A 24,670-nucleotide genomic window follows, 5' to 3' on the forward strand; every position below is an offset into this window, starting at 1 on the left:
CTATCAGCAAGAACCGTAGTCGTCTGTCCCTTCGGTTCAAAGTTGCCAGCAAGTCTCAGACTTCCGATAATGGTTGCAATGAAAACTTCACTCGCGATGGGTGCATTAACACTCTGGCGAAAGCCTTGGCAGTCTTTAGCCAGCTCAAAGAGTTTGATAAAGAATCAGAGTTTTGGTCATGGTACGAGTCGGAAATTAAAGGCGCTCAAGCCCTTGTTGATGATTGCCTAACCATCGGGGATGCCATTGAGATGGTGAAGAAAAACTACCTCTCTGGCTATGATAAATGCGGTAGGGATAGAGCCGAAGAAAAGTCCAAGACTAATACCTTGGCTGGATATCATGATGCCTACGGCAAACATCACCGTAAGCTTAACCCTAAATTGAAACTCACTGGTGAAAACCTCATTTCTGAAATTGTCCGTAATTGGAGTCAATTGTTTACCATCTCTGGTAATCAAACTCTTTGCTCTAGAGGCTTTAGGAATGCCTATACAGGAGTCATGAAGCTTTTAAGGGACACGAAACTCTCATCAGAGTTAGACAAGGTCACTAGGCATTTTGGAACTTTGAGGATAGTAAGGGAGATTGAAGAACAGACTATTGATTTAGAGTCTTTCTTGGACTTTAGAGATAGAGTTCTAGGGTTAAATGGTTATCAACTTACCAAGGGACAATTCAGATATATCGAGAACCGTAAGTCATGGTTTAAAGCAATTTGCATTAACCTACTTTATGGTTTCCGATGTTCTGAATTCAAAGCCATTCGGAATCTTGATGAACCAGTAACAATTGATGGCGAATATTTCCCAGCATTATCTGACCCTGATAATGAATGGCACGAAATTGTCTTAGGTGATGGGTTTTGGATTACCGATACCAGTGGAAAGCGCCACTATATCACAGTGAAGACTTCCAAGAGAATAACCTGCCCCATGATTCATCCCGATTACCCTAATTTGGTTGAATTGTTAGGGATTAAGGATGCTTCTATAAGAATGCCTGAAGTTACTCCTAATTCTAAATCCAAGCCAGAAACAATTAAAAAATGTTATGTGCATGGAATGAGGGAATCTCTCTTAAGATATATTGACCAAGCGGACCATCCCGGATTTACCCAAACCCACGCATTGCGCCATCTCGCAAATTTCCATGGTACAATTGCAGGTTTAACCGTTGACCAACGTTCGGCAAGTCTAGGGCATTCAAGCCTTATGAATGACACGACTTATAAAGGTCATCAATCTGTTAGCAATAAGCGTGGTTTACTTCGTAGGAGAATCTCCAAGGATGCAGAGATAGCTGAACTTAAACAGAAGCTACAACAAGCAGAGGAAACAATCTCCTCCAGGGAGGAAACCATCCTCTTCCTAAAGAAGGAAAACGCCAGGCTCAATGAACTCCTGGGAGGAAATAATTACTTCTCTGTCCTTGCTGGAGAGTAAGCATGTAGCTTTCTTTTTTCTAAGAAAGCGCTGTTAGCCACCCTCCAGGGGTGATTGCTGTTCTCTCGCGAACTGTTAAGTTTTTGTAAATGCTTTTTCTTTGCCTGAGATATTTTGGGGCATTTATACCCTTGTGCTTCAAGTTCAGCTTCTAACTCCAATAGCTTCTTTTTCCCCGCAGGGTATTTTTTCCCCTTGCCCATTTTCAACACTTGAGCGATGATTTTTGTCCGGCACAGTTCCCCGGATATCAACAGCTCTTTAGCCCGACTGATTTGCTCGTCAGTAAGACTTTTTTTATCCCAATCTTCTTTTCTAGAGTCCCTAATAAGGAAGTCTCCTTCTGGTTGCTTAAAGTCAGGGTTGGGGACATATTGACAGGTATCATAATCAAAGATAATCAGCCCTATTCTTACTGCTTTCAAGACTGCCACCACTCGTCGAGAATACGTCTTAACGCCACCAGAAAAATCTTCTGCGTGGATATTCAGTTTGTGGTGGGCAGCTTGCACTCTACTGAGGATTGGTTTTTTTGGTATTAGGTCCTTTTGTGATACTTCTTTTGTTCCGAGTCCGTTGGCTATGTTACATAAAGCCTGTACCATCTTTGGGGACAGAGGCTCATAGTATTCGTCAATATAATGCATAATAGAACAACAACTTGTTTTGTCTCAAAAAAAGAGAGCCAAAAGGGGGAGAGGAGTCCCCCTGGCTCTCTCAGGTTCTTGCTGTAAACCCCCGATCGCTTCACGGGTAGTTTACGCTTTTATTGTCAGGAATTAGTTCAGGTTTTGTCTAGAGTTTTTCCATTTCAGTTGCTGACTGTAACGATCGCCGTACATTCATGGCTCTGATAGCAACTGCACAACTGCTATCACACGGTGAATCACCGTGTGGTGAGAAATGCGTCTAGCTTCACATTCAGACGCAACTGCTGCCACACAGTGATTCACTGTGTGATGAGGAATGGACGCGAAAGGGACAAGTAACAAGATAAGTTGGATTTATTTCTAATAGCAACTAACATAATTTTCTCTAAGTAATATGCTTTGTATTACCCGAATCGCTGCAACTCTTGTTCTGCAAGGATTCCTTGAGAAGAGTACTTTCTGTACAATAGGTCATTCTAGGGGGTATAACTACTGTACACCCCCAAAATGAGCCGCTATGAGCATGTCCTGAGTAGTACGGGGTAAGGGAGTGCCCCAAAAGGATAAGCCCTGAACCAATGTTTCCCAACCTGGCATCATCTTCAGTCTATTCAAATCACTGTAAGACGACTGTACAGTAGTCATAGAGAGATTGGCGATCATAGGGGCAAAAAAAGGACCGCCTTCTGGCGATCGGGAAAACAGCAAGCAGCTTAGTCTTCATAGTCCTTGAACAAGTCGCAATACTCATCAAAGGTGAGTTGCAAGATGCTTAATATCCCCTTTTGTTGAGTAGGGTTCGTTTTTGGAGTCTTCTTGTAAGTAATCCATTTTTGATAGGTACTTGGCTTAATATTTACTGCTCTAGCAAATTGGACTTGCGTAAGCTTAGTCCTTTCTTTGCGTAACCGCTCCAATGGGTAAATGTCATCCCAGTCGTCACATCCATGTTCAATCTTTTGTTTCGGCTTGGTAAGTTGATTCATGATTCAATCTATAGTTACTATTATCAAAAATTATTAGTTTTCCGATTCGGAAAGTGATACAATAAGGGTATCGGTAACCAAGCCCTCCTGGCTCAGAGCCTACAAGCCTTATTATCGCTTACCTGAAGGCAGTCGCCAAGTGTAGAGGTGCCGATATATTTTTTCGCTTACCCGTAGCACGACAGTGCATTTTTTACTGGCGTAAGCACTATTGAACCTTGAAAACTAGATATCACTGTCATTACTACCAGCACTAGCGCATCTACCTCTACCCAGGGGGTTACTGCCATAACTGGAGGCGACTTCAACCCCTTTGAGCCGATTGGGGGTCGTCTCGTCAGCATGGACAAGGAAACCCTCTCCGGCCTGATACAGAGGTGCGATCGCTTTCATGTAGAGTCACCTTATTCAAAAGGGAGCTGGTTGAAACGACCAGGGAAGAGGTTAACAGACTTCTCTCCCCTCCATGAATGGGAGACCGCCCAAAATTGCCTGACTTTCTATTACTGGACAGTTCCTAGTTCTGGTAAAAACTCTCTCTTTTTGCTCAGGAAGAAATAGGGGTAAATCTCTCTTATAGGAACCCTCTTAGTTCCCCAAGGGATCAACCCCTATCCCTGCAAAGTTCAAGTCGTAATTCCCCCAGAAGTATATCATGAGAATTCGTTGGAGACCCAACCCCCATGGGAGAAGGTTTAAGTCAAACCAAAGCAAGTGGCTCAATTCAGAGACTAAACCTATCCGGCTACCAGAGGTTCTTATTCCTGAAATCTTGGAATATGCCCACCAGTTGGACAAAGGAAATGTTGGTCAAGAATCCGATGAAAGCATCAAGCAAGTCCGCTCTATTTTAGAGGGCTGCTTAGACAGCAAAAAGTACCCAGCCAATAGAGGAGGCGCAATTAAGAAAGAAATCAGGAAAGTCCTAGAGCTTTTGCGATAGCCAAATGCCCCCAAAATGAGGGTAAACACACCTTTTGTCCCTGTTGACCCCACCCTCATTTTGGGATTAGTATAGAAGCGAAAAAAAAAAGAACGAGTTAGGTTTATCGCCTAACTCGTCACAAAATAAAACCATCCGACATTATGCACAAAAATCTTAAAGAGCGAAACCCCTCTCTTAACAGTTCTTCATGTGGGGGACATTCTCGTTCCCCCATTGTATCAGACAGTGATTGGCTTGAGCAACAGTTAAATGACTCTGGCATAAGGAATCCTCTGTTGAGGAAGCAGTTTGAGGTCTGCTTTGAAGGCTTCACTATTCAGGGAATAAGCATTGATGGAGTCAAGCTCAATCCTGACTCTTGGCAGAAGCGCAACCGCTACCCAGAGAAGCATCTCGACAAAGACGGTAAGCCCATCAAATACATCACCCAGAAGAAAAAGCCAGGTGAGGAGCATGGATACTATGATGCTTTCCTCCCTGCCGGATGTGTTGCCTGGTATAGCGAACTAAAGTGGAAATGTTCTGATTTCCTGTCGGGAACTTCAGGAGAGAAGATGGACATCACTCTCTCCCTAGGGCAATTTCTCGTCAAACACCCATCATTCCCCATCATCATTACTGAGGGGGCAAAGAAAGCTTGCTGTGCCTTGGAGAACGGCTATATAGCTATCTCTATCCCTGGTTGCTCCATGTGGCACAAGTCCCAATCCACAGAGCTTGTCCCCACCCTTGATGCCCTATGTGTGAAAGGCAGACCCGTCTATGTGGCTCTCGATAGCGATTTCAGAGAAAAGCCCGAAGTCAAACAGCAGCTCTGGCAACTCTCAAAAGCCCTAGAGAAACGTGGCTGTGATGTCAAGATATGTGTGTGGGAACCAAAGGGTAAAGAAAAAGAAGGAATGGATGACTTCATTGTGGGTGGGAGTGATTTTGATGAGGTGATTAAGGCAGCCCTGACGATTGCACAATGGGAAAAACAGTTCTACAACGACTGCACACGGGTTGTACAGGGCAAAAAACCACACAAGAGAGAGAAGCTTCCCACCCCTGTGGAGTTTGCTATGGAGTTCGCTAACACCGAGCGTTATCGGTGGCGCTTTCACAATGAACAGAAAACTTGGAGGGAGTGGAACGGTCAATATTGGGAAGCTATTCCAGATGAGAAAATCGGGGATGCCATCTACCACAAAGCCAAGACCCGGATTAAGGGAAATGCCTGGGTCAAAGATTGTCAAATCCTCATGGAACGGGAGCTACGACAGTGGAAATGGATGCCTCAATCCCAAACCGTTAAAGCCTTTGCCAATGGAGTAGTGAACATGGGAACCTTGAAACTCTCTCCCCATGACCCAGAGAACTACAACACCAGCATCATTAACCGGGACTGGTGGACTCCAGGAAAAGACCCCATCAAAGACCCCTTGCAAGCCCTAAAGACCTACTGTCCTAATATTTATGAGGCTTGGTGCTATGCCATGGGCGGAGACGAGAAAAAGATGCTCAAGCTCCTAGCCGTCTGCCATGCTGTGATGACCTGGAGATTCTCCACCCTCCAGAAGTTCATTCACTTGATTGGTAGACCTGGAAGCGGCAAGGGTACATTCTCGCGACTGCTAACGGCTTTAGTTGGAGAAGAAAATACCAAGTCCTCCAAGCTTGCCAAACTCGGAAATGATTACGACATAGCCCACTGGATTGATGGGCAGTTGGTCACCTTGCCAGATGAAGGGGCTAAGGTTTCCGATGCCGTCCTAGATAACCTGAAGTCTCTGACTGGTGGCGATAGTATCTCCTACCGTCAAATCTATGGAGCGGTTGCCTCTAGCCCGTTCTATGGCACTCTGCTAATGATTTCCAACGACCCCTTATTTAGGGGGGAGACGGGAGCGCTTAAACGTCGGCTGTGCCTAATTGAGTTTGACCAGCCTATCCCCAATCGTTCCCACTGGGCAGAAGAACTAATGATGAGGGAAATTTCCCAGCTCACCTACTGCGCTCTTGTGATGCCATCCCATCAAGTTGATGAAGTCATCAATGAATTAGGTGAATATGAGATTCCAGAGTTCCGATCCAAACAATGGGAACTGGAGACGGCGGAAAACAGCGTGGCTGATTTCTTGGATACCCAACTAATACCCATTGCTGGATGCAAGACAAGAACTAAAGACATTTATGACGAGTACAAAACCTTCTGTACGGAGACTGGACAGAAGCCTGTCGCCATGAACAAGTTCAGCTCTCGTCTACTGACGGCTTGCAGTTTCGTAGGTTGGGAAGCAGAGAGAGGGTTGAACCGCAACGGTTCTTACATGGTTGGAGTAGACCTGAGAGAGGAAGTCAGAGACATGAACACCCCCACTCCCAGTGAAGTGTTCAAACAAGCAGAGAAGGTTGATAATCGTCATCAACCTTCACAACCTTCACAGCCAGACGGGGCAAGAGATTCAGCCTTCACGCCTACCTTCACGCCCACCTTCACGCAACCTTCACGGGAATCTTCACAGCCTTCACCGACGAAAAATGAATCTGGAATTCCTAGTTCATCCCCAGAGTGTGAAGGTAGTGTTAAAGCTGATGTGAAGGTTGATGTGAAAGCTGAAACCCAGTCAGGGCAAGGGTGTGAAAGCTGCGAAGGTACTTTTCCTAAAAAGTCTCCAGGAAGAGAGTCTTCACAGGAAAATGCCTCCAGTGATTCTCCTCCAGAACTTCGCTTGGGGATGAAAGTCAAGAACAAAAGCCTTGACATGGAACTATTTAATGAGGGTGTTTTGGCTCTTCCTCCAGAAGAAGATGGAAAGTGGGGAGTCTTCTGGGAACACTTTGGCTACAGCAGCAGGGAACATCCAGATAATCTCATCCCAATTGTTGACTGACCTAGTTTAACAATTGATACCAGTAAGAATGGCTTCTGGTCACTCTTACTGAGATTTTGCGGGGACTTTTTTGTACCTAGAATAAGCTCAAGAGAACATAAAGCGAATTTGGTATCCTTATAAGGATTCCAGCTCAAAAGCAGTTAAGTGCAGAAGGTAGGGCAAAGTAAAGCCCTTGAAGCGTCCAACTCTTTGAGTGCGCTTTATCACTCGCTAGGCGGTCAACTGATTTCTTTGCTTCTCTCACTCTGGCATTCATTATCGGCATAGTCAGTGTCACTGTGATTGAGGGTGGTTTCGAGGGGTGAGGTTACCCCCTTATCTCTGAACACCGTGTGAATCACACGGTGACAGCAGTTGCGTCTGAAATTAAGAGGATATTTTTAGGGGTTCTTGGGAGGGACTTTAGTTTCTCTCGGTTTCCTCTTGGGAACCCCCTTGGATTTCTCTATGGATTCCATAGAAAACTCTAATTACTATCTAACTCATTTAACCTATTTCTTGCCCCTTACTTTTGGAGGTGTTATGGTGGTTTTAGGTAGATTTTAGGTGTAGCGATGATTTGTAATCAGCCTGTCAGGAGTGAAAGTTCCTTACAATAAGCCTTTCTCTAAAGAGCTGGTGAGGAGACTCGAACTCCTGACAGGCTGATTACAAATCAGCTACTCTACCAACTGAGTTACACCAGCAAACTCGCGGTGATAGCATTATATCAGAAATGATATCTCCTTGTCACGCCCTAAGTACGGAAAAGAAAGACAATCTCGATAAGATCAAGCGTTTCTAGATGGTTGTGAGGAGTAGAACAATTGAGTGCAAGAGCGAACTTCACTTGGGACACCTATAGATACCTAAAATAAAGATGCAACCCTATAGAATCAATTGGGTGAACCCGATCGCTCTTAAGCTAGATTATTTTCCATAGCCCAGCGAGCCAATTCCGTGCGGTTATGCAAATTGGTTTTACCCAACATATTGGAAACATGGCTCTCTACCGTCCGTTGACTCACATTTAAGATCTCCGCAATTTCACGATTAGAACTACCTTGGGCCACTTTCTGTACTACTTTGCGCTCGGTGGGAGTTAAGGTTACATCTTCAGGAACTTTAGGGAAATTCACTTCGGTATTTCCCCCTTTATACTGATGATGCATCATCCGGGACGCTTGCTTGAGAGAAGATTCCACTTGAGCCACTAGTTCTTCTGGTTCAAAGGGTTTGACCATATAGACATCAGCGCCTTTACTCAAGCCCTTAACTCGATCTTGACTTTGGCCTTTAGCGGATAAAAACAGAACGGGAATCCATGCAGTTTGATCATCTTCACGCACTTTTTGCACAAACTCATAACCGTCCATTTCCGGCATCATAACATCACAGATAATCATGTCTGGAGTTTGATCGTCCAAGATATCTAGCGCTCTTTGCCCATTTTCAGCAGTGGTGACTTCGTATCCCCGGAATTCCAAGTAATCTTGTACCAACAGAATCAGGTTGGGATCGTCGTCAATTAGAAGTAATTGCTTGTGGTCGGTCGTCATATCCGTATCTCCTCGTGTGAATTGATTATAAACTACTATCTTTTCAGTATATTCCTCTAATTCTGGAAAATCAATAGGGAGGATAATCTAATTTCCTCCTTGTCCCAAAATGTCTTAGCGTTTTCCGAGGCTCTGAAACTCAGGGTATCCTAGGAGAACAGTAGTGAATATACTTAGTGTTGGCTGGGTGGATTTTCTTCATTATAGCGTACTTTTGCGGAAATAATCAGAGAATATCATTGAATATTTGCGGGATTTACTTATTTTTTTTCTCTGTTTTTCGGAAAAATCATGATGAAATTACGGAAGAGTTGGGCAAAGGATGAACAAGGAAGGCATAGTCTTCAACGACCTGATTGCCCAGGAGATGGTCCTGAATAATCCGCTCTATCACATCTGGAGTGCAGCTATGATACCAAACTCCATCAGGATAAACGACTAGAATGGGCCCTTTCTGGCAAACTCGTAGGCAATGACTCTTAGAGCGAAAAATACTCATCGGTCGTTCTGGAGTGGGCAGATCCAACTTCAACTCTTTCAAGCGACTTTTGAGATAATCCCAAGATTCAAGACTCTGTTGACGATCGCAACATTTAGGAACGCCCTGATCGGCGCAAATAAAGACATGGCGATCAATCTGAGTTAGACCTAGTGCCTTGACACAAGCACTTAAGGAGTCAGAAGTGGGTTTTTGAGCATCAGATTCCAAGTTCATTCGTAAGACAGAGTAACACGATTAACTTTATCTTACTCAGATTTGGTCGTTTTTCGTGGTTTTTGGCTAGATTTTGGTGATAAATCAGATTTTTTAGGGGAGTCTTTCGGAGGAGGGGGGGCACAAGAGTGCACATCCTTTTCCTCCTTTTCCGTTGCAGATGAGGAACTAGCCAGGGGTTCAGAAGAGTCGAGGGGAGCATCTTCGACAAATAACTCCTCTAGTTCAGCCGCTTCTTCTTGAGAAGAAAAGATGAGAGCGCTTTGTTCATCTAGGGAAGCATTTTCTGGTTCCGGGTCAGCCGTATTTTTAATCCGCCGAATAGGAAAATTAGCAATCAAAGCTGTAGAGCGATCGCTATTTTCAATGGCAAACTCCAGTTGTTCGTCATCAATCTCCACATAGCGAGAGACCACCGCCAAAATATCATTGCGCATGGCGTTCAACATCCCTGGACTAATCCCCGCTCGGTCATAGGCCAGCACCAACTTCAACCGCTGTTTTACCTCCTCGCGACTGGACGGGCGAGTTTTCCAAGGGAAAAGACGTTCTAGAAGATCATTTAACATAGGGAGTGGGCAGTAGGGAGTGGGCAGTAGGAAATGGGCAGTAGGAAATGGGGAAACCGAAATTCACCCAGCTCATCCCTTACGGAACATCTGAAACAAGCGGCTGAAGAAATTTCCTTGGGGGGGAGCCAAATCCAAGAATGGCACTTTTTCACCTTCTAGACGGCGAGCAATATTACCATAGGCAATTCCGGGTAAAGACGACTCTCCAGCGCCAGAAAGCACTAGGGGTTCCCCTCGGTTCGTAGAGACAATCACCCGTTCATCATCCGGAATGATACCCAAGAGGGGAATAGCCAGAATTTCCTGCACATCCTGAACTGACATCATGTCATTGGCTTCCACCATGTTTGGGCGAATGCGATTGACAATTAAGCGAATTTTGCGAATACTATTGGCTTCCAAAAGACCAATCACCCGGTCAGCATCTCGCACAGCCGCAATTTCCGGAGTCGTCACAATCAGAGCCTCTTGCGCTGCGGCGATCGCATTTTGGAATCCCATTTCAATCCCAGCCGGACAATCCACAATCGCATAATCAAAACTGGGACTCAAGCGATGAATCAACTTGGCCATTTGATCGGGAGTAATAGCATCTTTGGTGCGATTTTGGGCTGCTGGTAACAGCACCAACTTTGACTGGCGCTTATCTCGCACCAAGGCTTGTTCCAGACGGCACTCCCCAGCTATTACTTCTACTGCTGTATAGACAATACGGTTTTCCAAACCTAAGAGCAAATCCAAATTTCTCAAGCCAAAATCGGCATCAACCAGGACGACTCGTCGTCCCCGTTGAGCCAGAGCCATTCCTAAATTTGCGGTACAGGTGGTTTTACCCACTCCTCCCTTTCCTGATGTAACGACGATAATACGGCTCATGATGGCGATTTCTTTGGCAGGGTCACGGCAGTTGATTATAGCAAGGCCCTTTAGCCTTTTAACAGATTTAATTAAACTTTGTTCATCGGCTGCTGTCGAGTCTGTTGTTCCCTCTCCCTATGCCCCCATCCTCCCATCACAGCACAAAGCACTGTATATTGTATCGGGATATTGCATCGGGGTTGGCGATGGGTTATTGAATCATATTATTCCCAATTTCTTTTCACCAATGATCTAGCTGTTCTTGTTGAAAATGGGGCACCCCGAGGCTTATTAACTCAACTCATCCTGGAGTGTTTATCTACTGGGATCTCGTTCTGGCCATTTGATATTTTTCAGTGGCACGATGCAGTTTTCACGAAATTATCGGCAAGATTCGGGAATGCGATCAGGAGTGGCGGACTGCCACCAAGACAAACGCGCGGCTTCTAGAATTTTCGGACTATCGCGCCAGTTTTTCGAGACAACTCCCAAGTGAATTTCACTCATTTCATCAGTCGATTGCCAACCCCAGCGTACATCGAGCGGCGGTTTATGGGGATTGGATGAATTTTGAGGGGAGTTGTCATAGCGAAACCAAGCATCAATACGACTACCTGCGGGCAACCGAATGAGGTTGCGATAAACATAGGTATTTTGCCATCCCAAATCCCAATTGGGGATACAAATTAACGGTTTTTTACTGCCGTTGGGTAAGGTAGCAATGGCTTGCATTTCTGCACCAATATAGTGCATATGAGGGGAGATATCGACAAGATCCATGGTTGCAGGTACGTCCATGCTGAAATGTCGCCAATACTGGCTTTCTCCAGCCGGAATATCGAGGTCTTGGGTGCCGATGATTAGTCCCTCAATATATTTCTGCACGGGCTGTTTGGCAAAGTAGAGACCGAGAATACTGCGATCACTCGCTTTTTGACCATTGAGATGATAGTGAATTTCGACAACAAGATCGCCACCTTTTTGCAAGTACATCCCAATATCGGGAGGCAATTGGTAAGGATCGACTCCCGGTGCCCAACCCCCGATCGCGCTGGCACCATCGTAGTCCATAAAACCTCCAGTTTCAGTAGTCGAGAATCCTGGTCGCGGATCTTCGGCATCTAATTTGCGTCCGCGTCCCTCATAATCGATGAAAAAATTAGCATGATGGACGACTGCTGCCGCTCCGGGTTGAAAGTCGATCGCCGTGACCGTTCGATCTTCTAAAAGCTTGCCATCGAGAACGAAGTAGCGATAGATATCTTCTCCGGTTGCCGGGACTTCAAAGGCTTCTGGCATGGGAAACTGGCGATCAGGTTCCCCCAAACGCCACCGAGAGAGCGGTAGATTGGGAGGGGGGGGAAGTTCGGCCAAATTTCCCGCCGGAGTCCCCGCTTCAACCCATACTTTGAGGGTAGCAATCTGTTGTTGGCTCAAAAATTTCTCATTACGAAATTCTCCATATCCCTGTTTGGCTCTCCAAGGAGGCATAAAACCATCTGCTGTCGCTTTCACAATGCGATTGGCATGGGAACGGGCATCTTCATAGGATTGCAAGGGAAATGGGCCAATACCTCCAGTGCGATGACATTCAAGACAATTGTTGTTGAGGATTGGAGCAATATCTCGTGCATAGGTTGGTGAGATTGGCGAATGTTGTGCAGCGCTGAGTTTGGCACATCCAATCGCCGTCATGAGAAGAATAAAAATAAAGATAATGGCGCGAATGTCAGGTTTGTTGAAATTAACGCGGCGCATAGGTTTTAACTCAATGGAGGTTAGCAATGGGATGGGACGATCAAGATAGGTTTAAGGAGATCGCGCGCTAGATTCGTTTTACTATTGATATTATTTTGCCTCGAATAAGACAAGTATGTATCGCAACTTAACACAACTTAACAGTTGGTTCAAATCTTGGACCAAAATCCGATAAATATGCCAGTATTTGCAGGATTATACGCAGAAATCCGGTGTTAGACCACAACTACTAGAACATCTTCTGCTTGAGGGAATCATCCTGCAATACGGATTTATTTTACTGTATGATCTCTACTGTCGTTCCAGGCTGGATTGCACCATATAGTTCATCAACATCTTGGTTTTTCAGGGAAATGCAACCTAAGGTCCAATTATTTTTGCGATCGATGAGATCATCACGGCCTGATGGCACACCATGAATACCAATTTCTCCGCCAATTGTGGCGCTAACTGGGATAATTCCTTGTTGTTTCGCTTGTAAATGTTTGCGCCAAGAGTTAGCATTAGGATAATCTAACCAAATGAATTTAAACCAATCCGAATGAGGATACAGATCTCGTACCTTAAAAATGCCTTCAGGAGTTTTGAGATCGCCTTCTCGAAGCTTATCTCCAGTCGGATTACCTCCCAAAACAACGGGATAGGATTTAATGGGTTGGCGATCGTAATAAAGGGTCAGAGTTCCTTGAGATTTCTCAATAAGAATTGAGGTTTTACTCGTGTCGATTGTTCCAGTATTAAGAATATCTAAAATAGTCCAATTATAGTTTAATAATTGACTATAATCAGGACTCGAATGCAGAGGTTCAAAATATTCTACATTAGCCAAAATTCCCCACAAATGATTGAGCGGAAAAAGGTAACCTCGTTTGATCAGGAGAAAACAAACAATACTGCCTGATAACAATAAAAAAATAACCCAACTAATCGCTTTTCTGTTAGCTTTTTTAATAAGATTGTCAAACATAATCGATTCTCTTGCGAAAAAACCAGATATTTTACTTTTAAACGTTCTATAACAGGAGTTTCCTCTGCTATGCAGTACATCAATAGTAGTTTTTAAAAGCTTAAAACTAGATTGAGCTTATTGTCATTCCCTCCATTTCCCTATTCCTCCACGGAGAGCGAAAAGTGCTGCAACTTCTCTGCCATGAATTTTTATCGCTTACTTTAATTTTTTGATAGCTGTAAAGCCTTCCCATGTTTGACTGAGAAATGCAACTGGAATAATTAAACCAACTGGAGAGCCACTTTGAACCAAATTCAAAAGCCCCGCAATAGCATTGAGTCCCATAAAGCCAACAGCAATTCCTAATGCAAGGATTGATTTGCGTTGTATGAAGAAGCCTAATAATAAATAAAATGCTCCAAATATCAAAAAGGTGAAAGCCAAAAACATACCACCGGGTATTACCGCACTCGAAAAACTTGCTAATAATGCTAACAAGCCAAGAAATATACTTAAGACTCCTACTGCATAAGTAGCACGGTAAGCAGCAGCTAGTTTTTTCAAGTATTCCGATCGTGAGGAATTTTTCTCTTGCTCATCCATAATTGATGATTGTTAGACGGCAATGTGAATCTCAGTAGCTTATCTTATATTATATTATATTGTTTGCTTTTTGTCAATCTCAATCGTCGATCGCGATCATCTCTTCCCCTTACCCTAAAGACAAGAGATGCCTTGTCTTTAGGGAATTTCGGGTAATCGAAGATTATGTTAACTTGCTGATGAAGCCGATGTTTGTTGTTCAATACGTTCCAACATTTTTTCCTTATCTTGACGACGTTTCTTCGCATAAAGTTGAATCGCAGCTACCATCGAAACAACAAGCCCAAAAATTAACCATGTTGTTAAATCTAAAGGCAAACTTCCCTTAAATACAGCCAAAAGAACGATAACAACTAACAATACTGTTGGGGCTTCATTTAAGGCGCGAAATTGTTGACCTGTCCAGTTGCATTCACCAGATGCTAACCGTTTCATAATGCGTCCACAATAGAAATGATACCCCAGTAATACAGTAACCAGAGCTAGTTTAATATGTAGCCAACCCGACTTTAAAATTTCCGGTTCTGTAGAGATCAAACCAATCGCCATTGCCACTGTAACGGCCATTCCAGGCATGGTAATAATATGATAGAGGCGCTTTTCCATAATTTCATATTGCGCCTTGAGAATGGTTTGTGCCGGCTCATCTCGTTCTGAGGCTTCAGCATGGTAAACAAAGAGACGAACTAAATAAAACAAGCCTGCAAACCAGACCACTACACCGATCAGGTGAAATGCTTTAAACCAAAAATAAGCCATAAAAGGTGTTCTTATCGAGCAACTCATCAAGGCGAGTTTAAGATTTCTCTTGGGTCAACAGGGTGATCGCGCAACAAAAGTTAATATACTCTGAGAGAGTAGAGAGTGCGATCGCTGATTGTGTAGTGCCTTGATCTCACTCAATCAGTGCATGAAATGCAAGGGATTTATCCTACTCAAACACTCGATAAAGGTGTTTGAGTAGGATGAACTCCATCTATCCGTGGTAAATCACCGAGCTAAACAGGGGGCTTCATAGGCAGGGCAAGTTTTATAGACAGACGTAATACCATGAGTCTTGGGGTTGTCAAAGATTAGTCGGACTTTAAGTTCCTCAGGAGTTTAAGCTTTTACTCCTGCGTCTTCTAGCGCCTGGTTAAAGTTCTCTGCATACCCTGCAATGAGTTCTGCACAGTCCAAACCGTTGATGATTTTTCGAGCTTGGTAAAAATCAACTTTTTGTCCTTTGTTGGGGTCGCCGATAAAGTTCTTCAACGCATATCCTGTAAAAATACCCAAGAACATCCCATAAAACATGACTATAGCAGAATATTTGGGACTCTTAATAGCATCAGGATCGGCAACAAAATCCGGACTACTGGGGTAAAATTCGCGGACTACAGGAGTTACTTTTGTGTAATTTATGCGTCCAGTTAGTTGAACATAGCCGCGTCCATGAAATCGAGGACCATCGCCGGGTTTGCCACCGTATTGCGGGCCGTTACCTAAGTCCTTTCTGTTGCAATAATTCTCTTGAAAGTAAGCCGTTGAACCGTATTCGGAAATAGGCTGCATTTTTTGAGCTGTCTCATGGTAGGTCGTTGCAAGCATATACGCTAACCATCCAATAGTGCGAATATCCCAGTCGGTCTTTAACTCACCTACGGGTTGTACTGGTGGATCTTCCCAAAAATTTAGAATCGCCTCTATTCCGTCCACTTGGCCTGGGGTGAGATTGCCACTAAATAGGCTATTTCTGATCCGATCGTAAAAAATCTTTCTGTCCATTAAGATTTCCTTCTAAAGAGAATAGACGAGTGTAAGCCTATGGAGGGAGCACTCCTATAAGCTGCTTCTATAAAAAAACGATTGTAAAAGATGATTTCGGAATTTGTTGACTTAGAACCCTTTTCTCAAAGCTATGGCTGATTAACAGCTCTCTCACCAGTTAAACCTATTGCTTCATTACTCAATTGTTGCTTCGAGCAATCCTAACCTACACTTCGTTTATAATCTCAGCATCAAATTAAATGACATCGATCGCCGAGGACGAAGAACATGATGCTAAATTTAGGGAACAGGTGATGACGATGATTCCCGACGGAGCAGTGATCATGATGGATAGAGGTTTTGCCAGTTGGGAATTTATAGAAGAAATGAGTAAAACTCAGACAAAATTTGTGGTTCGGATTAAGAATCATATGAAAACCCAATTTAATCCCCAAAGATATCGAGTGGTATGCTTTCATGATCCAGAAACCCAAACCGAATATCGTCTGGCTACTAATCTAAAAGACATGACGGATGAAGAAGTATCAGAAATTTACCGTAAACGTTGGGATATTGAAATTTTGTGGAAATTCTTAAAGATGCATTTAAAGCTGGACAACTTAATCACTAAAAACATTCCCGGTGTCCGATTACAAATTCTTATGTCGTTAATTGCTTATTTGATGTTACAGTTAATGAAAATTCATAAATTTTATGGGCATACATTACTAGATAAATTTCGTTATTTGCAACTTAAATTAAGTCAAAAATGCTCCCTCATCCATTGGAGCTATGATTAGCTCCCAGAGACTCTTATTTAGTTTAATGTAAAGTTTTATGCCGAAATTCAACACTTCTGGCTGAAACCCTCATTCTGTTGTAACCTGAACCCCCGATTCTCTCGTGAGATTATCCCGAAAACGGTCTTAACTCGAACTGAGGTTAGCATTAGCTTTCAGATAAGACCCCGGCCCCAAATGCTGTAGCTTAGGATAACAACTCCGGTAATGCGCCTCGCTCACAAATAACCACAGAATACGAGTTCGCCGATTTTGGGGCGGTGGGGGGCAGGGAGCATAACCATCTGTGTAAATAATTAGGCCATCGTAATCCCGGTGTTCATCAAGATACGTCAAAACCGGGTGAAAATTCGTGCCACCTCGTCCGGTTAGTTTGACCTCGTGCTTGGCGCGACGGAACGTCATTAAGTCGGCGGTAATCTTGGTATCAAATTGAATCACATCGATCGCCGGTACACCGTAGTTAAAAAAGCGATTCACCACCGAAAATCCCTGCTGTAGCTCTTTCGTTCCCATGGAGCCGCTCACATCAATGGCAAACAGCAAACGGGTGGTAAAGTCACGACGACTACCCATATAGGCGAACCCATAGCGGCGATTGGGTTTCATGCGGGTGAGCCGTCGCTGTTGGCTGAGGATAGAGGTGCGAAACTTGCGTAAAACCGCCCGATAGTCGAGCTTAGGGTGCAGATTGGCTAAGATACGTTCGCGCAATTTGCCGCCAATGCTACCCCAACTGTTATTGGCTTGAGCCATTCTCACTAGATCGTCTAGGCGATCGCTCAATAATTCATCTCGATCCCACTGGTCAGTATTTTCTACACCGCTCAAGTTTACATCAGTATAAACCACCAGGAGATCTGGGGGGCGATCACTAGGGATTGAAGTCGGTTCAGATTCACAAGAGCCAGGAGAGCCGGATGCAAGTGCAGCATTCGCTTCCCTCATCTCTACTCCTGGCACTCCAGAGGCTGCTCCCTGTACACTGGAGGACTGTTGGTCGAGCAATTTGTGGTAATAAAACTCGAAGAATAGTTGGTCATAATTGCGATCGCCAAAAACATCCCGCGCCCGAGGAAACGGCAGCTCGGTTTGCAAATATTCCTGGAGTGTTAAATTGCTGGCAGCATAGCTAATCGCCGAGTGCGCTTGGCGACGACTGTAGGGGTGTTTGAGCAGAATTCGTAGAGCTTCAAAGCGCAGGGTGGCTTCCAGGTGGCGATCGCTCAACTGGGCGATAAACTCCGGATTGTACTCAATTCGTCCCCGTTGCACGCGAATCGTTTGAATGCGCGGCTCGGAAACTAAAGCGTGACTTGTCCAAGTTGCCAGCAACAGTGGCTCAACCAGCAACCACTTTTCCACAATCCGAGCAATACGGTGACGGGCGATCTGTTTCATATCAATTAAAACTGAAAAATGGGGGTTGTAGCATGAAAAATGGTATTCTCATTACCGATAACCTATTATCCTTCTGCCGCGCGTTTCGGACTTCGTCCGACATGAACATCTCCGCGAAGCGGAAAGCGCTATATCGTTTTGGCGGCAAAAATCTCGGCGGCGCTCAGTTGCAATTCTGGGAAAGCCAAAGACTCAATCCTCTCGTTTCCGGTAAATAGCGTTACCTGATATTCCCCATCCACCAGTTGGTAAACTGAGAGAGTCGGTTGTTTGGGATTACCAATAAACCGCCGACCACCTAAACCGAGATAATCTACAATCCAGTATTCGGGTATACCCATCAGTTCGTAATCCCCGACCTTCCGCAGATAATCATTTTGCCAGTTTGTACTTACAACTTCTATAGCTAATCGCACGGAATTTCCCTTAGTAATAACCGATTTTTTCTGCCAATGGGGTTCCTCAGCCAGTTGCGCTTTATTGAGACATATAATGTCAGGTTGGTAACCGGATTCGTCATCGAGTGGTTTCAGCAAGCAATCGCCAGGAATTGTACAAGGTAATTCGTAACGGTCGATTTGAACTCCCAGTTTTATCGTTAAAAAACCGATGACGTTAGAATGTTCCCCAGTTGCTAAAGGCATTTTTACGATCGCTCCATTGCGTAGTTCGTATTTACAGGTCGCGTTTTCCGGATACCAGTCAACAAATTCATCGAATGAGATAGGTGTCGTTAGAGTTGCAATCATATTAGGGAATAGGGAATAGGGAATAGGGAATAGGTTTTTCAGGTTCAAACCTGAATCGCCTCCAAATATTCTGACAAGAAGTCAATCAGATCCATCGATTCAGCCACAAAGCCCATAGCATCGCTAAATTTGGGCCCCTGAACCAGGGAGGAAAAATGAGCGATCGCCTCCTGTTGTTTGGCTTTGGCGAGATATTGGAGATATTTCAACAGATTTTTGCGGGCATTCTCCGCTTTATTGTCAGGACAATGCCCGGCATTGAGCCAGAGTAAGACCCGTTCGTTCAAACTGGCAAAGTCCTGAATTTCCAGGTCTTTGAGCTGTTTGGAATGCTTCGCAAATTGCAATAGAAGTTGCTCAGGACTCAGACCCCGTTGGGTAGCCAGGCTTTGGCGAAAGGTGATACTGGCGCGAGTCCCCACCATACCGGCAATCAGTTTGAAGTGAATGTCTTCTAGCTTTGGATGGTTGCGCACAAAATTCGCGACTTTCACCCAAGCGCGGCGATCGGGGGTTTTGACGAGTCCGGCGGTGGCGATCGCCGCATCCGCATCTGGATTGTCGCCATCGAGATAGTCCGGATGCTGTTGGATAAAGGTTAACACTCGCGCATCGATATTGCGATCGGAAGCCCAGAGTAGCCAATCTTCTACTGTTGGCGCAAACTCGTAGAGATTGAACCGCGACACCAGCGCCGGATCGAGTTCCGTCAGTTGATATTCTTCTCCCCCATTCACCGCAGCAATGACAATACTGCCAGGGGGTAGCGCTTTACCGGCTAAGGTTTTGTTGAGGGTGAGGTCTTGAACGGCTTGCAAAATTTCGGGTCGGGCGCGGTTAAGCTCGTCTAGGAAGAGTACCACCGGGCGATCGGGTTCCGGCCACCAGTAGGGCGGTAAAAACACTGATCGCCCCGTTTTCTCGTCTTTGTGCAACAAGCCAATCAAATCCCCCGGATCGCTCATCTGACCCAGAAAGAAGGGGATAACAGGCAAGTTCTGGCGATCGCGGTAGAAATGGCTAATCATTTCCGATTTGCCAATCCCATGCTTGCCCACCAGGAGGATATTTTGCTCCGGTGGAGTCAGTTCCAGAACGTGATAGAGTTCCCTCGCATCAATACGAATCATCCTTTTGTCTTTAATATCAGATCCGGTTGATTGGTTAACAAGCGAGCAAGATGCTTGCACTACCAAAACCCTTAGATCGAGGCGTAGCGGGAGCGTCTTGCTCCCTAGATTTTTTATTATAGTATTTTACGATAGTTCATTTGAAAATGTCATGACAACTTTTAATTGGGAAAGCCTACTCAAAGAACTTAGTCACAAACTGATTGAGGGACGTGGAGAATATGACACATGGGAATTGACTCCAGAAATCCTTGCATCCAGATGGTTGGGCAAACCAGGCGCATCAGAAGATCAAATTACTTTAGCTGAAACTCGTTTAGAAACTCGATTTCCGCCATCTTATCGGGAATTTCTCAAGATTTCTAACGGTTGGCGCAACTCAGATTGGACCGATTTGCAGCTTTGGTCAACAGAGGAAATAGAGTGGTTTTCTATAAGAAATCAAGATTGGATCTGGCCACTAGATACGGATGAAAGACCTTCAGTACCGGATGATCAATATTTTGTTTATGGTGAAGCTCAAGATTGCGTTCATTTAAGATGCGAATATTTACAAACTGCCTTGGAGATTAGTAGCAATAGCGGAGATGGTGATATTTTTCTATTAATTCCTGATGTTGTTTTTGAAGATGGAGAATGGGAGGCATGGCACTTTGGGAACAAACTTCCAGGGGCTAATCGATATCGTTCATTTTATGAATTGATGTTTGAAGTTACAGAACAAGGTCGCTTTATTTATTAGGAAATTAACAGGGTCTCTTATATCTTCGGTGAAATCGGGACAATTGTATCTCTCTTCTGTGACTTTCGCTAGGGCAAATTCTGAAACCTTAATATAGCAAGGCTTTCACAAAAACGCGAGATTTTTGAGTTTCTGTTAGTTGGCGATCGCTGAATATTATGTCCTGATTGAGTTTTGGGATTTGACTTTGATTTTTCTTTTCCCAGAGTGACAAAACAGGGTTAACTGGGTTTTTCTGAATTATTGGAGAGTCTATTCTACAAATCCTGATGACGAATCCAGCCAGAGCGGCCGTAGCCCCGCTTAAGACGAGTGGTAAAACGAACGCCGGTGTTGTAAGTCTCGCGCAGAGTCTGAATTGCAGTTCGTAATTTGGGTAGCACTTCCTTGAATTGGTTAAAGGGAATCAAAATAGCAAAATAGTCGTTGTTGTCAGACAGACGAATAATCAGCTTGAGCTTAACTGTATCGACTTCGGTGGCAAAGTCAAATTGATCTTCTTTGGCTATTTTACGCACCTGAGCCAAGATAGCTTGCACTTTCAAGTCTTTCTGTTTTTGGCGCTTGGCAGCCTGTGCTTTTTGCCGGTCAACCCTCTGGAAAAATGCTTGAATGAGGGCAACTATCTCACTGATGTCTGAAACGGGGGCAGGCGATCGCTCTCCTCCTAACTCTACCCAGAGCTGTTGCTCCGGACTCAAGAGTAAATGTAAATGGGTGTGATTTCGATACCAACGCTCGCTGGATTCTTCGAGCAAAATACAACAACAGAGGGTATTGCTGGGAGGCTGATCTGCACTCGATCCCCTTTGGAAACGATGGTAATGGTGACAGTTATCATGCCGCTCTGCACCAGCGAGAGGCTCAACTCGCGCCAATAAGTCTTCTGCTAGATCTTTAGCCTGTTCGGGATTAACGCTAAGGGGTTTTTGCCCGGATATATTCTCCCGGAGGAGCTTTTGCAAACTTCGTGATGTGATGGACATAAGATCAACGACCTTCTTTCACTCAGATTCGGCAATTTTGCGATCGCGAAGCGACTGGGCAGGAGTATCGCTACTAGCACACCCTCAATTATATCGACTGGCGATCGATCTCCGCTCAACATCCTCATTCCCAGTAGATGATAGCGATCGCCCCAACCCAACAAAGAAACCGGGTTTCTCCCATAACTTCCGACTCTCAACTACCATCTGGCTTGAGAAACCCGGTTTCTAGACCTCCCGCGATAAAACTTTAGTCAGAAAAGAACGCCCACCTCTTAGGAAGAAATACCCAACCTTTATCATGAATCAATTTTTGCTTTTCTGCTGGTGATAAAAGAACGAGGTATAAACTAGGGGGGACATCGCACACCTCAAATTGATAACCCGTCTTCGCGATCGTTGGATTAATTTGTCCAGCTAAAACCAAGGGTTCATCTAGAGGATCTAGCGGAGTCAAACTATAAGGTTTACCATTCAAGTTAAAACCAATAGACTCTTGTCCTAGCTCAATAATATGCTCTGGCATAAACTGGCCGCGAGAAATCTTAGATAAAGCCCCTAATGTTTCCATTAATACGGGTAAAGTATAGGGCGGAGGGAGTTCTCCATAGAAAAGCTGTGGGGTTATCCCAATAACTCGTTGGCTATCCAGTTTCAGGAGTTTCCAATCATTCTCCCAATCAAACAACTCTGCGACTCCACCTTGATAGAGTTCTATTTGTCTGCCAATAATTGCCATGGCTATAGATTCATCAGGAAGATCATGATATTCAGTAAAGAAACCGAGATCGCAGTAGTATCTGATTTTTTCCAGAAAACGGGTTTTAGTATTCATTTTTTAATAAGTTAACATTTTGGATATCTACAGTCCATGCTCTAACTCAAAAAGGAGTGTATGCATATGATTCTTACCAAACTCAAAACAATGCTCGAAATCGTAATCATTCCAGTCCCATAATTTCTTTTTGATCATTTTTTTCTTTTCCTCTTCAGATAAGGTAATTATAGCTAGTTCGTTATAATACTCTGGACAATAAAACTCAAATTGGTATCCTGTTCCTACAATAATTGAATTGATTTGTACGGCTATCATGAACGGATCATCTACCTCTCCTTTGAACTCAAGCGTATAGAGTTTTCCATATAAATTAAATTGAATCACTCGCTTCTCTATCTCGATAATATTCTGAGGTATAAACTTGCTACGAGAAATTCTCGATAAGTCTCCTAATGTATGTAACAAATTCTCGAATGTATAGTTTGGCCCAGAATCTCCATATAAGACATCCAATGCTCTATAGATAACTCGTGTGCTATCTAGTCGAATCATTTCTCCATAACTTGCTTCAAGAAATAATCGCTTCGGCTGTCTACCATCATCCATGGAAAGACAAAGAATTTCAAGCATCAGAGCATCATCACTAAGATATCTATATTCGGCAAAAAAGCTAATATCGAACAATTGTTCAACTGTCTGAATAAAATACTTCTTGTGATATTTTTTTTCGGTTTTATCTTCAGTATCGACTTCTAATATGTAATCTTTTTTCAGAAGCTTCCAATATTTTTTGTAACCCAACAGCTTGGTTATATCGCCTGTATCGATATCTACTTGTTTGCGACGAATCATTTCTATGGCTTCCACAAGCTTCCAATCATTTTCGTCACTATAGTTTTGGTAACCAAAATTTTCGTCACCAAACAAGTCGGCTATACCCTCTGGATCGATGTCTGCTTGTCTACTAATAATTTCTATGGCCATCTCTTCATCTGAAAGATTGTAAAATTTTGTATAGATTTCGATACCGCAGTAGTATCTTATTTTTTCCAGAAACCAATTTTTAGTATTCATGATGCAAATTTAGAATTTAGGGTTCATCCAGAAGTTATTAAATGTCCAGCCTGTTTTATCGATAATATCTTGTTTTTCCTTTGCCGATAAGAGAAAAAGATACATATCGTATAAGGCAATCCATTCTAACAACTCAAACTGAAATCCAGTGTCTGAAATTATTGGATTAATTGCTCCAGCTAAAATAAATGGATCGTCTGGAGGAAAATCAATCGTAAGACTATGGGTTTTAGCATTTAAATCAAATTGAACTGACTTATTCCCTAGCTCTACAATATTCTGTGGGATAAATTTTCCACGAGAAATTATAGATAACTTTCGTAATGTCTCTAAAAACAAATTGAACCTATAATCTGGCGGTTCTTCTCCATATAAAAACTCAAGTGATGCATAGCAATGAGGCAACATCCAAAAATCATCAAAAAGTCCATCTGTGTCTTCAGCTAGTTTTTGTTTCTCGTCTTCAGACAAGAGAATAACATACACCTCATATCCGTCATATCTCTGATTTATTGGAGTTCCACTTAATAATTTAAACTGATATCCTGTTTCTAAAATTATGGGATTGATTTGCCCAGCTAAAATTGAGGGTTCATATGGAAATCCATTGAGCATAATTCTGTGATTTTTCCCTTCTAAATTAAATTGAATACAGTTATTATCTACTTCGATAATATTTTCAGGGACGAACTTACCACGAGAAACTTTAGATAGCTTTCCCAAGCTATCCAATAATGTATTGAAACTATACTCTGGTGCTTTCTTGCAGTTTTTATCAAGTAATGTATATTCCTCTAGCTTTTCTTCGCAATCTTCATCTGGTAATGTATCTTCTTCTCGTATTTTTTTGCAATCCTCATGAAGTAATTCATTATCTTCATAATCTTCATCATCAAATAATAGATCGGATAATATATACAAATTATCCTCTGTATCCAAATCATCCTCTAGTGTTTTTATCCACTCTTCAAGTGAGGGACAACAGAGAATTCGCTCCGTATCTACCTCTAGCATTTCTCGATAGTTTCCTTCCAGAAATAATGTCTCTGGGGAGCGATCGCAATCTATACTGAGACAAATAATTTCTAGGATCAGAGCATCGTCAGAAAGATGGCGATGTTTGGCGAAAAAACCGAGATCGCATAAGGTTCTAGCTTTTTGGAGAAAATGACTTTTTTTATATTCGACTTCCCCTGCATAATCTCCCCTGTAGATGGGTAATAAGAAATCCTTCAATGTTGGCGAGATTCCAGTGCCTGAACCTCCCTTATTCAGCATGGGGTCTGGGTATCTATAACCTTGCATTTTTATCCGGAAATGATACAATTCCTGACTAGGATATCCTGCCATTGATTTTTTTGTCAA

The 24,670-nt window shown here is 43.5% G+C and carries 24 protein-coding genes and 1 tRNA gene; 5 read left to right on the forward strand and 20 right to left on the reverse strand.

The genetic code is table 11. The features are described from left to right. Positions 1-1,445 (forward strand): hypothetical protein (locus J7529_RS12280; protein ID WP_318729196.1); only part of this gene is annotated, 1,445 nt, incomplete at its 5' end. Here the strand turns inward: J7529_RS12280 and J7529_RS12285 are convergent. From J7529_RS12285 to J7529_RS12295, 3 genes are all read right to left on the reverse strand, one after another. After that, entirely contained in the window at positions 1,418-2,050 is a 633-nt protein-coding gene (locus J7529_RS12285) for a hypothetical protein (protein ID WP_318729197.1), read from the reverse strand. The genes J7529_RS12280 and J7529_RS12285 overlap by 28 nt on opposite strands. Positions 2,051-2,808: 758 nt before the next feature. After that, positions 2,809-3,081, reverse strand: coding sequence for a helix-turn-helix transcriptional regulator (locus J7529_RS12290; protein WP_318729198.1), 273 nt, complete (start codon positions 3,079-3,081; stop codon positions 2,809-2,811). 225 nt (positions 3,082-3,306) lie between these two features. Then, entirely contained in the window at positions 3,307-3,474 is a 168-nt protein-coding gene (locus J7529_RS12295; protein ID WP_318729199.1) for a hypothetical protein, read from the reverse strand. 693 nt (positions 3,475-4,167) lie between these two features. Here J7529_RS12295 and J7529_RS12300 point away from each other — a divergent pair. Next, the gene (locus tag J7529_RS12300; protein WP_318729200.1) at positions 4,168-6,900 is read left to right on the forward strand and encodes a DUF3854 domain-containing protein; all 2,733 of its coding nucleotides are present in this window, start codon (positions 4,168-4,170) and stop codon (positions 6,898-6,900) included. A 616-nt stretch (positions 6,901-7,516) separates the two neighbouring features. Here J7529_RS12300 and J7529_RS12305 read toward each other — a convergent pair. From J7529_RS12305 to J7529_RS12350, 10 genes are all read right to left on the reverse strand, one after another. Then, a tRNA-Thr gene (locus J7529_RS12305) sits at positions 7,517-7,589 on the reverse strand. 213 nt (positions 7,590-7,802) lie between these two features. Next, on the reverse strand, positions 7,803-8,441 hold the full coding sequence (locus J7529_RS12310; protein ID WP_318729201.1) for a response regulator transcription factor: 639 nt from the start codon (positions 8,439-8,441) through the stop codon (positions 7,803-7,805). A 289-nt stretch (positions 8,442-8,730) separates the two neighbouring features. Next, a complete protein-coding gene (locus tag J7529_RS12315) occupies positions 8,731-9,156 on the reverse strand; it encodes a ferredoxin (protein ID WP_318729202.1) in 426 nt (141 codons plus the stop codon). A gap of 32 nt (positions 9,157-9,188) precedes the next feature. Continuing rightward, a complete protein-coding gene (minE, locus tag J7529_RS12320; RefSeq protein WP_318729203.1) occupies positions 9,189-9,725 on the reverse strand; it encodes a cell division topological specificity factor MinE in 537 nt (178 codons plus the stop codon). Positions 9,726-9,797: 72 nt separating this feature from the next. Further along, complete coding sequence (gene minD, locus J7529_RS12325; protein ID WP_318699051.1) at positions 9,798-10,604, reverse strand: septum site-determining protein MinD; 807 nt, start codon at positions 10,602-10,604, stop codon at positions 9,798-9,800. A gap of 363 nt (positions 10,605-10,967) precedes the next feature. Continuing rightward, on the reverse strand, positions 10,968-12,344 hold the full coding sequence (locus tag J7529_RS12330; protein WP_318729204.1) for a hypothetical protein: 1,377 nt from the start codon (positions 12,342-12,344) through the stop codon (positions 10,968-10,970). A gap of 277 nt (positions 12,345-12,621) precedes the next feature. Beyond that, positions 12,622-13,311, reverse strand: a complete 690-nt coding sequence (locus J7529_RS12335; protein WP_318729205.1) for a L,D-transpeptidase — start codon at positions 13,309-13,311, stop codon at positions 12,622-12,624. Between the two features lie 198 nt (positions 13,312-13,509). Next, a complete protein-coding gene (locus J7529_RS12340) occupies positions 13,510-13,896 on the reverse strand; it encodes a hypothetical protein (protein ID WP_271937708.1) in 387 nt (128 codons plus the stop codon). A 168-nt stretch (positions 13,897-14,064) separates the two neighbouring features. Next, positions 14,065-14,655 carry a protoporphyrinogen oxidase HemJ gene (gene hemJ / locus J7529_RS12345; RefSeq protein WP_271937709.1) on the reverse strand — a complete coding sequence of 197 codons (591 nt, stop codon included), beginning with the start codon at positions 14,653-14,655 and terminating at the stop codon, positions 14,065-14,067. A gap of 342 nt (positions 14,656-14,997) precedes the next feature. Further along, positions 14,998-15,663 (reverse strand): hypothetical protein, encoded by a 666-nt coding sequence (locus J7529_RS12350; RefSeq protein ID WP_318729206.1) that lies wholly within the window; start codon positions 15,661-15,663, stop codon positions 14,998-15,000. Positions 15,664-15,905: 242 nt separating this feature from the next. Between J7529_RS12350 and J7529_RS12355 the strand changes: the two genes are divergently transcribed. Next, positions 15,906-16,445 carry a transposase gene (locus J7529_RS12355; protein WP_318729207.1) on the forward strand — a complete coding sequence of 180 codons (540 nt, stop codon included), beginning with the start codon at positions 15,906-15,908 and terminating at the stop codon, positions 16,443-16,445. A gap of 126 nt (positions 16,446-16,571) precedes the next feature. Here J7529_RS12355 and J7529_RS12360 read toward each other — a convergent pair whose 3' ends face one another. The 3 genes from J7529_RS12360 to J7529_RS12370 all read right to left on the reverse strand — a co-directional run bounded on the left by J7529_RS12360 (position 16,572) and on the right by J7529_RS12370 (position 19,725). Beyond that, positions 16,572-17,846 (reverse strand): DUF2201 family putative metallopeptidase, encoded by a 1,275-nt coding sequence (locus J7529_RS12360; RefSeq protein WP_318729208.1) that lies wholly within the window; start codon positions 17,844-17,846, stop codon positions 16,572-16,574. Between the two features lie 128 nt (positions 17,847-17,974). Further along, positions 17,975-18,595, reverse strand: a complete 621-nt coding sequence (locus J7529_RS12365; protein ID WP_318729209.1) for a Uma2 family endonuclease — start codon at positions 18,593-18,595, stop codon at positions 17,975-17,977. 44 nt (positions 18,596-18,639) lie between these two features. Beyond that, positions 18,640-19,725 carry an AAA family ATPase gene (locus tag J7529_RS12370; protein WP_271937716.1) on the reverse strand — a complete coding sequence of 362 codons (1,086 nt, stop codon included), beginning with the start codon at positions 19,723-19,725 and terminating at the stop codon, positions 18,640-18,642. A gap of 151 nt (positions 19,726-19,876) precedes the next feature. Between J7529_RS12370 and J7529_RS12375 the strand changes: the two genes are divergently transcribed. Then, positions 19,877-20,467: an SMI1/KNR4 family protein gene (locus tag J7529_RS12375; RefSeq protein WP_318729210.1), complete on the forward strand. Its 591-nt coding sequence runs from the start codon at positions 19,877-19,879 to the stop codon at positions 20,465-20,467. 257 nt (positions 20,468-20,724) lie between these two features. On the opposite strand, the gene J7529_RS12380 is transcribed toward J7529_RS12375, so the two are convergent. After that, entirely contained in the window at positions 20,725-21,453 is a 729-nt protein-coding gene (locus tag J7529_RS12380; protein WP_271937717.1) for a hypothetical protein, read from the reverse strand. Here J7529_RS12380 and J7529_RS12385 point away from each other — a divergent pair. Further along, positions 21,446-21,685: a hypothetical protein gene (locus tag J7529_RS12385; protein ID WP_318729211.1), complete on the forward strand. Its 240-nt coding sequence runs from the start codon at positions 21,446-21,448 to the stop codon at positions 21,683-21,685. The two genes, J7529_RS12380 and J7529_RS12385, sit on opposite strands and share 8 nt — an antisense overlap. Positions 21,686-21,703: 18 nt before the next feature. Here J7529_RS12385 and J7529_RS12390 read toward each other — a convergent pair whose 3' ends face one another. Genes J7529_RS12390 through J7529_RS12400 form a run of 3 tightly spaced genes read right to left on the reverse strand, consistent with a single transcriptional unit; the run spans position 21,704 to position 24,655 of the window. Further along, positions 21,704-22,288: a hypothetical protein gene (locus tag J7529_RS12390; protein WP_318729212.1), complete on the reverse strand. Its 585-nt coding sequence runs from the start codon at positions 22,286-22,288 to the stop codon at positions 21,704-21,706. A 27-nt stretch (positions 22,289-22,315) separates the two neighbouring features. Next, positions 22,316-23,305 carry a hypothetical protein gene (locus tag J7529_RS12395; protein WP_318729213.1) on the reverse strand — a complete coding sequence of 330 codons (990 nt, stop codon included), beginning with the start codon at positions 23,303-23,305 and terminating at the stop codon, positions 22,316-22,318. Positions 23,306-23,314: 9 nt separating this feature from the next. Further along, positions 23,315-24,655: a hypothetical protein gene (locus J7529_RS12400; RefSeq protein WP_318729214.1), complete on the reverse strand. Its 1,341-nt coding sequence runs from the start codon at positions 24,653-24,655 to the stop codon at positions 23,315-23,317. Positions 24,656-24,670: the final 15 nt, after the last annotated feature.

Origin of the sequence: Roseofilum sp. Guam, assembly GCF_017746735.1 — a bacterium.
Classification (GTDB): domain Bacteria; phylum Cyanobacteriota; class Cyanobacteriia; order Cyanobacteriales; family Desertifilaceae; genus Roseofilum; species Roseofilum reptotaenium.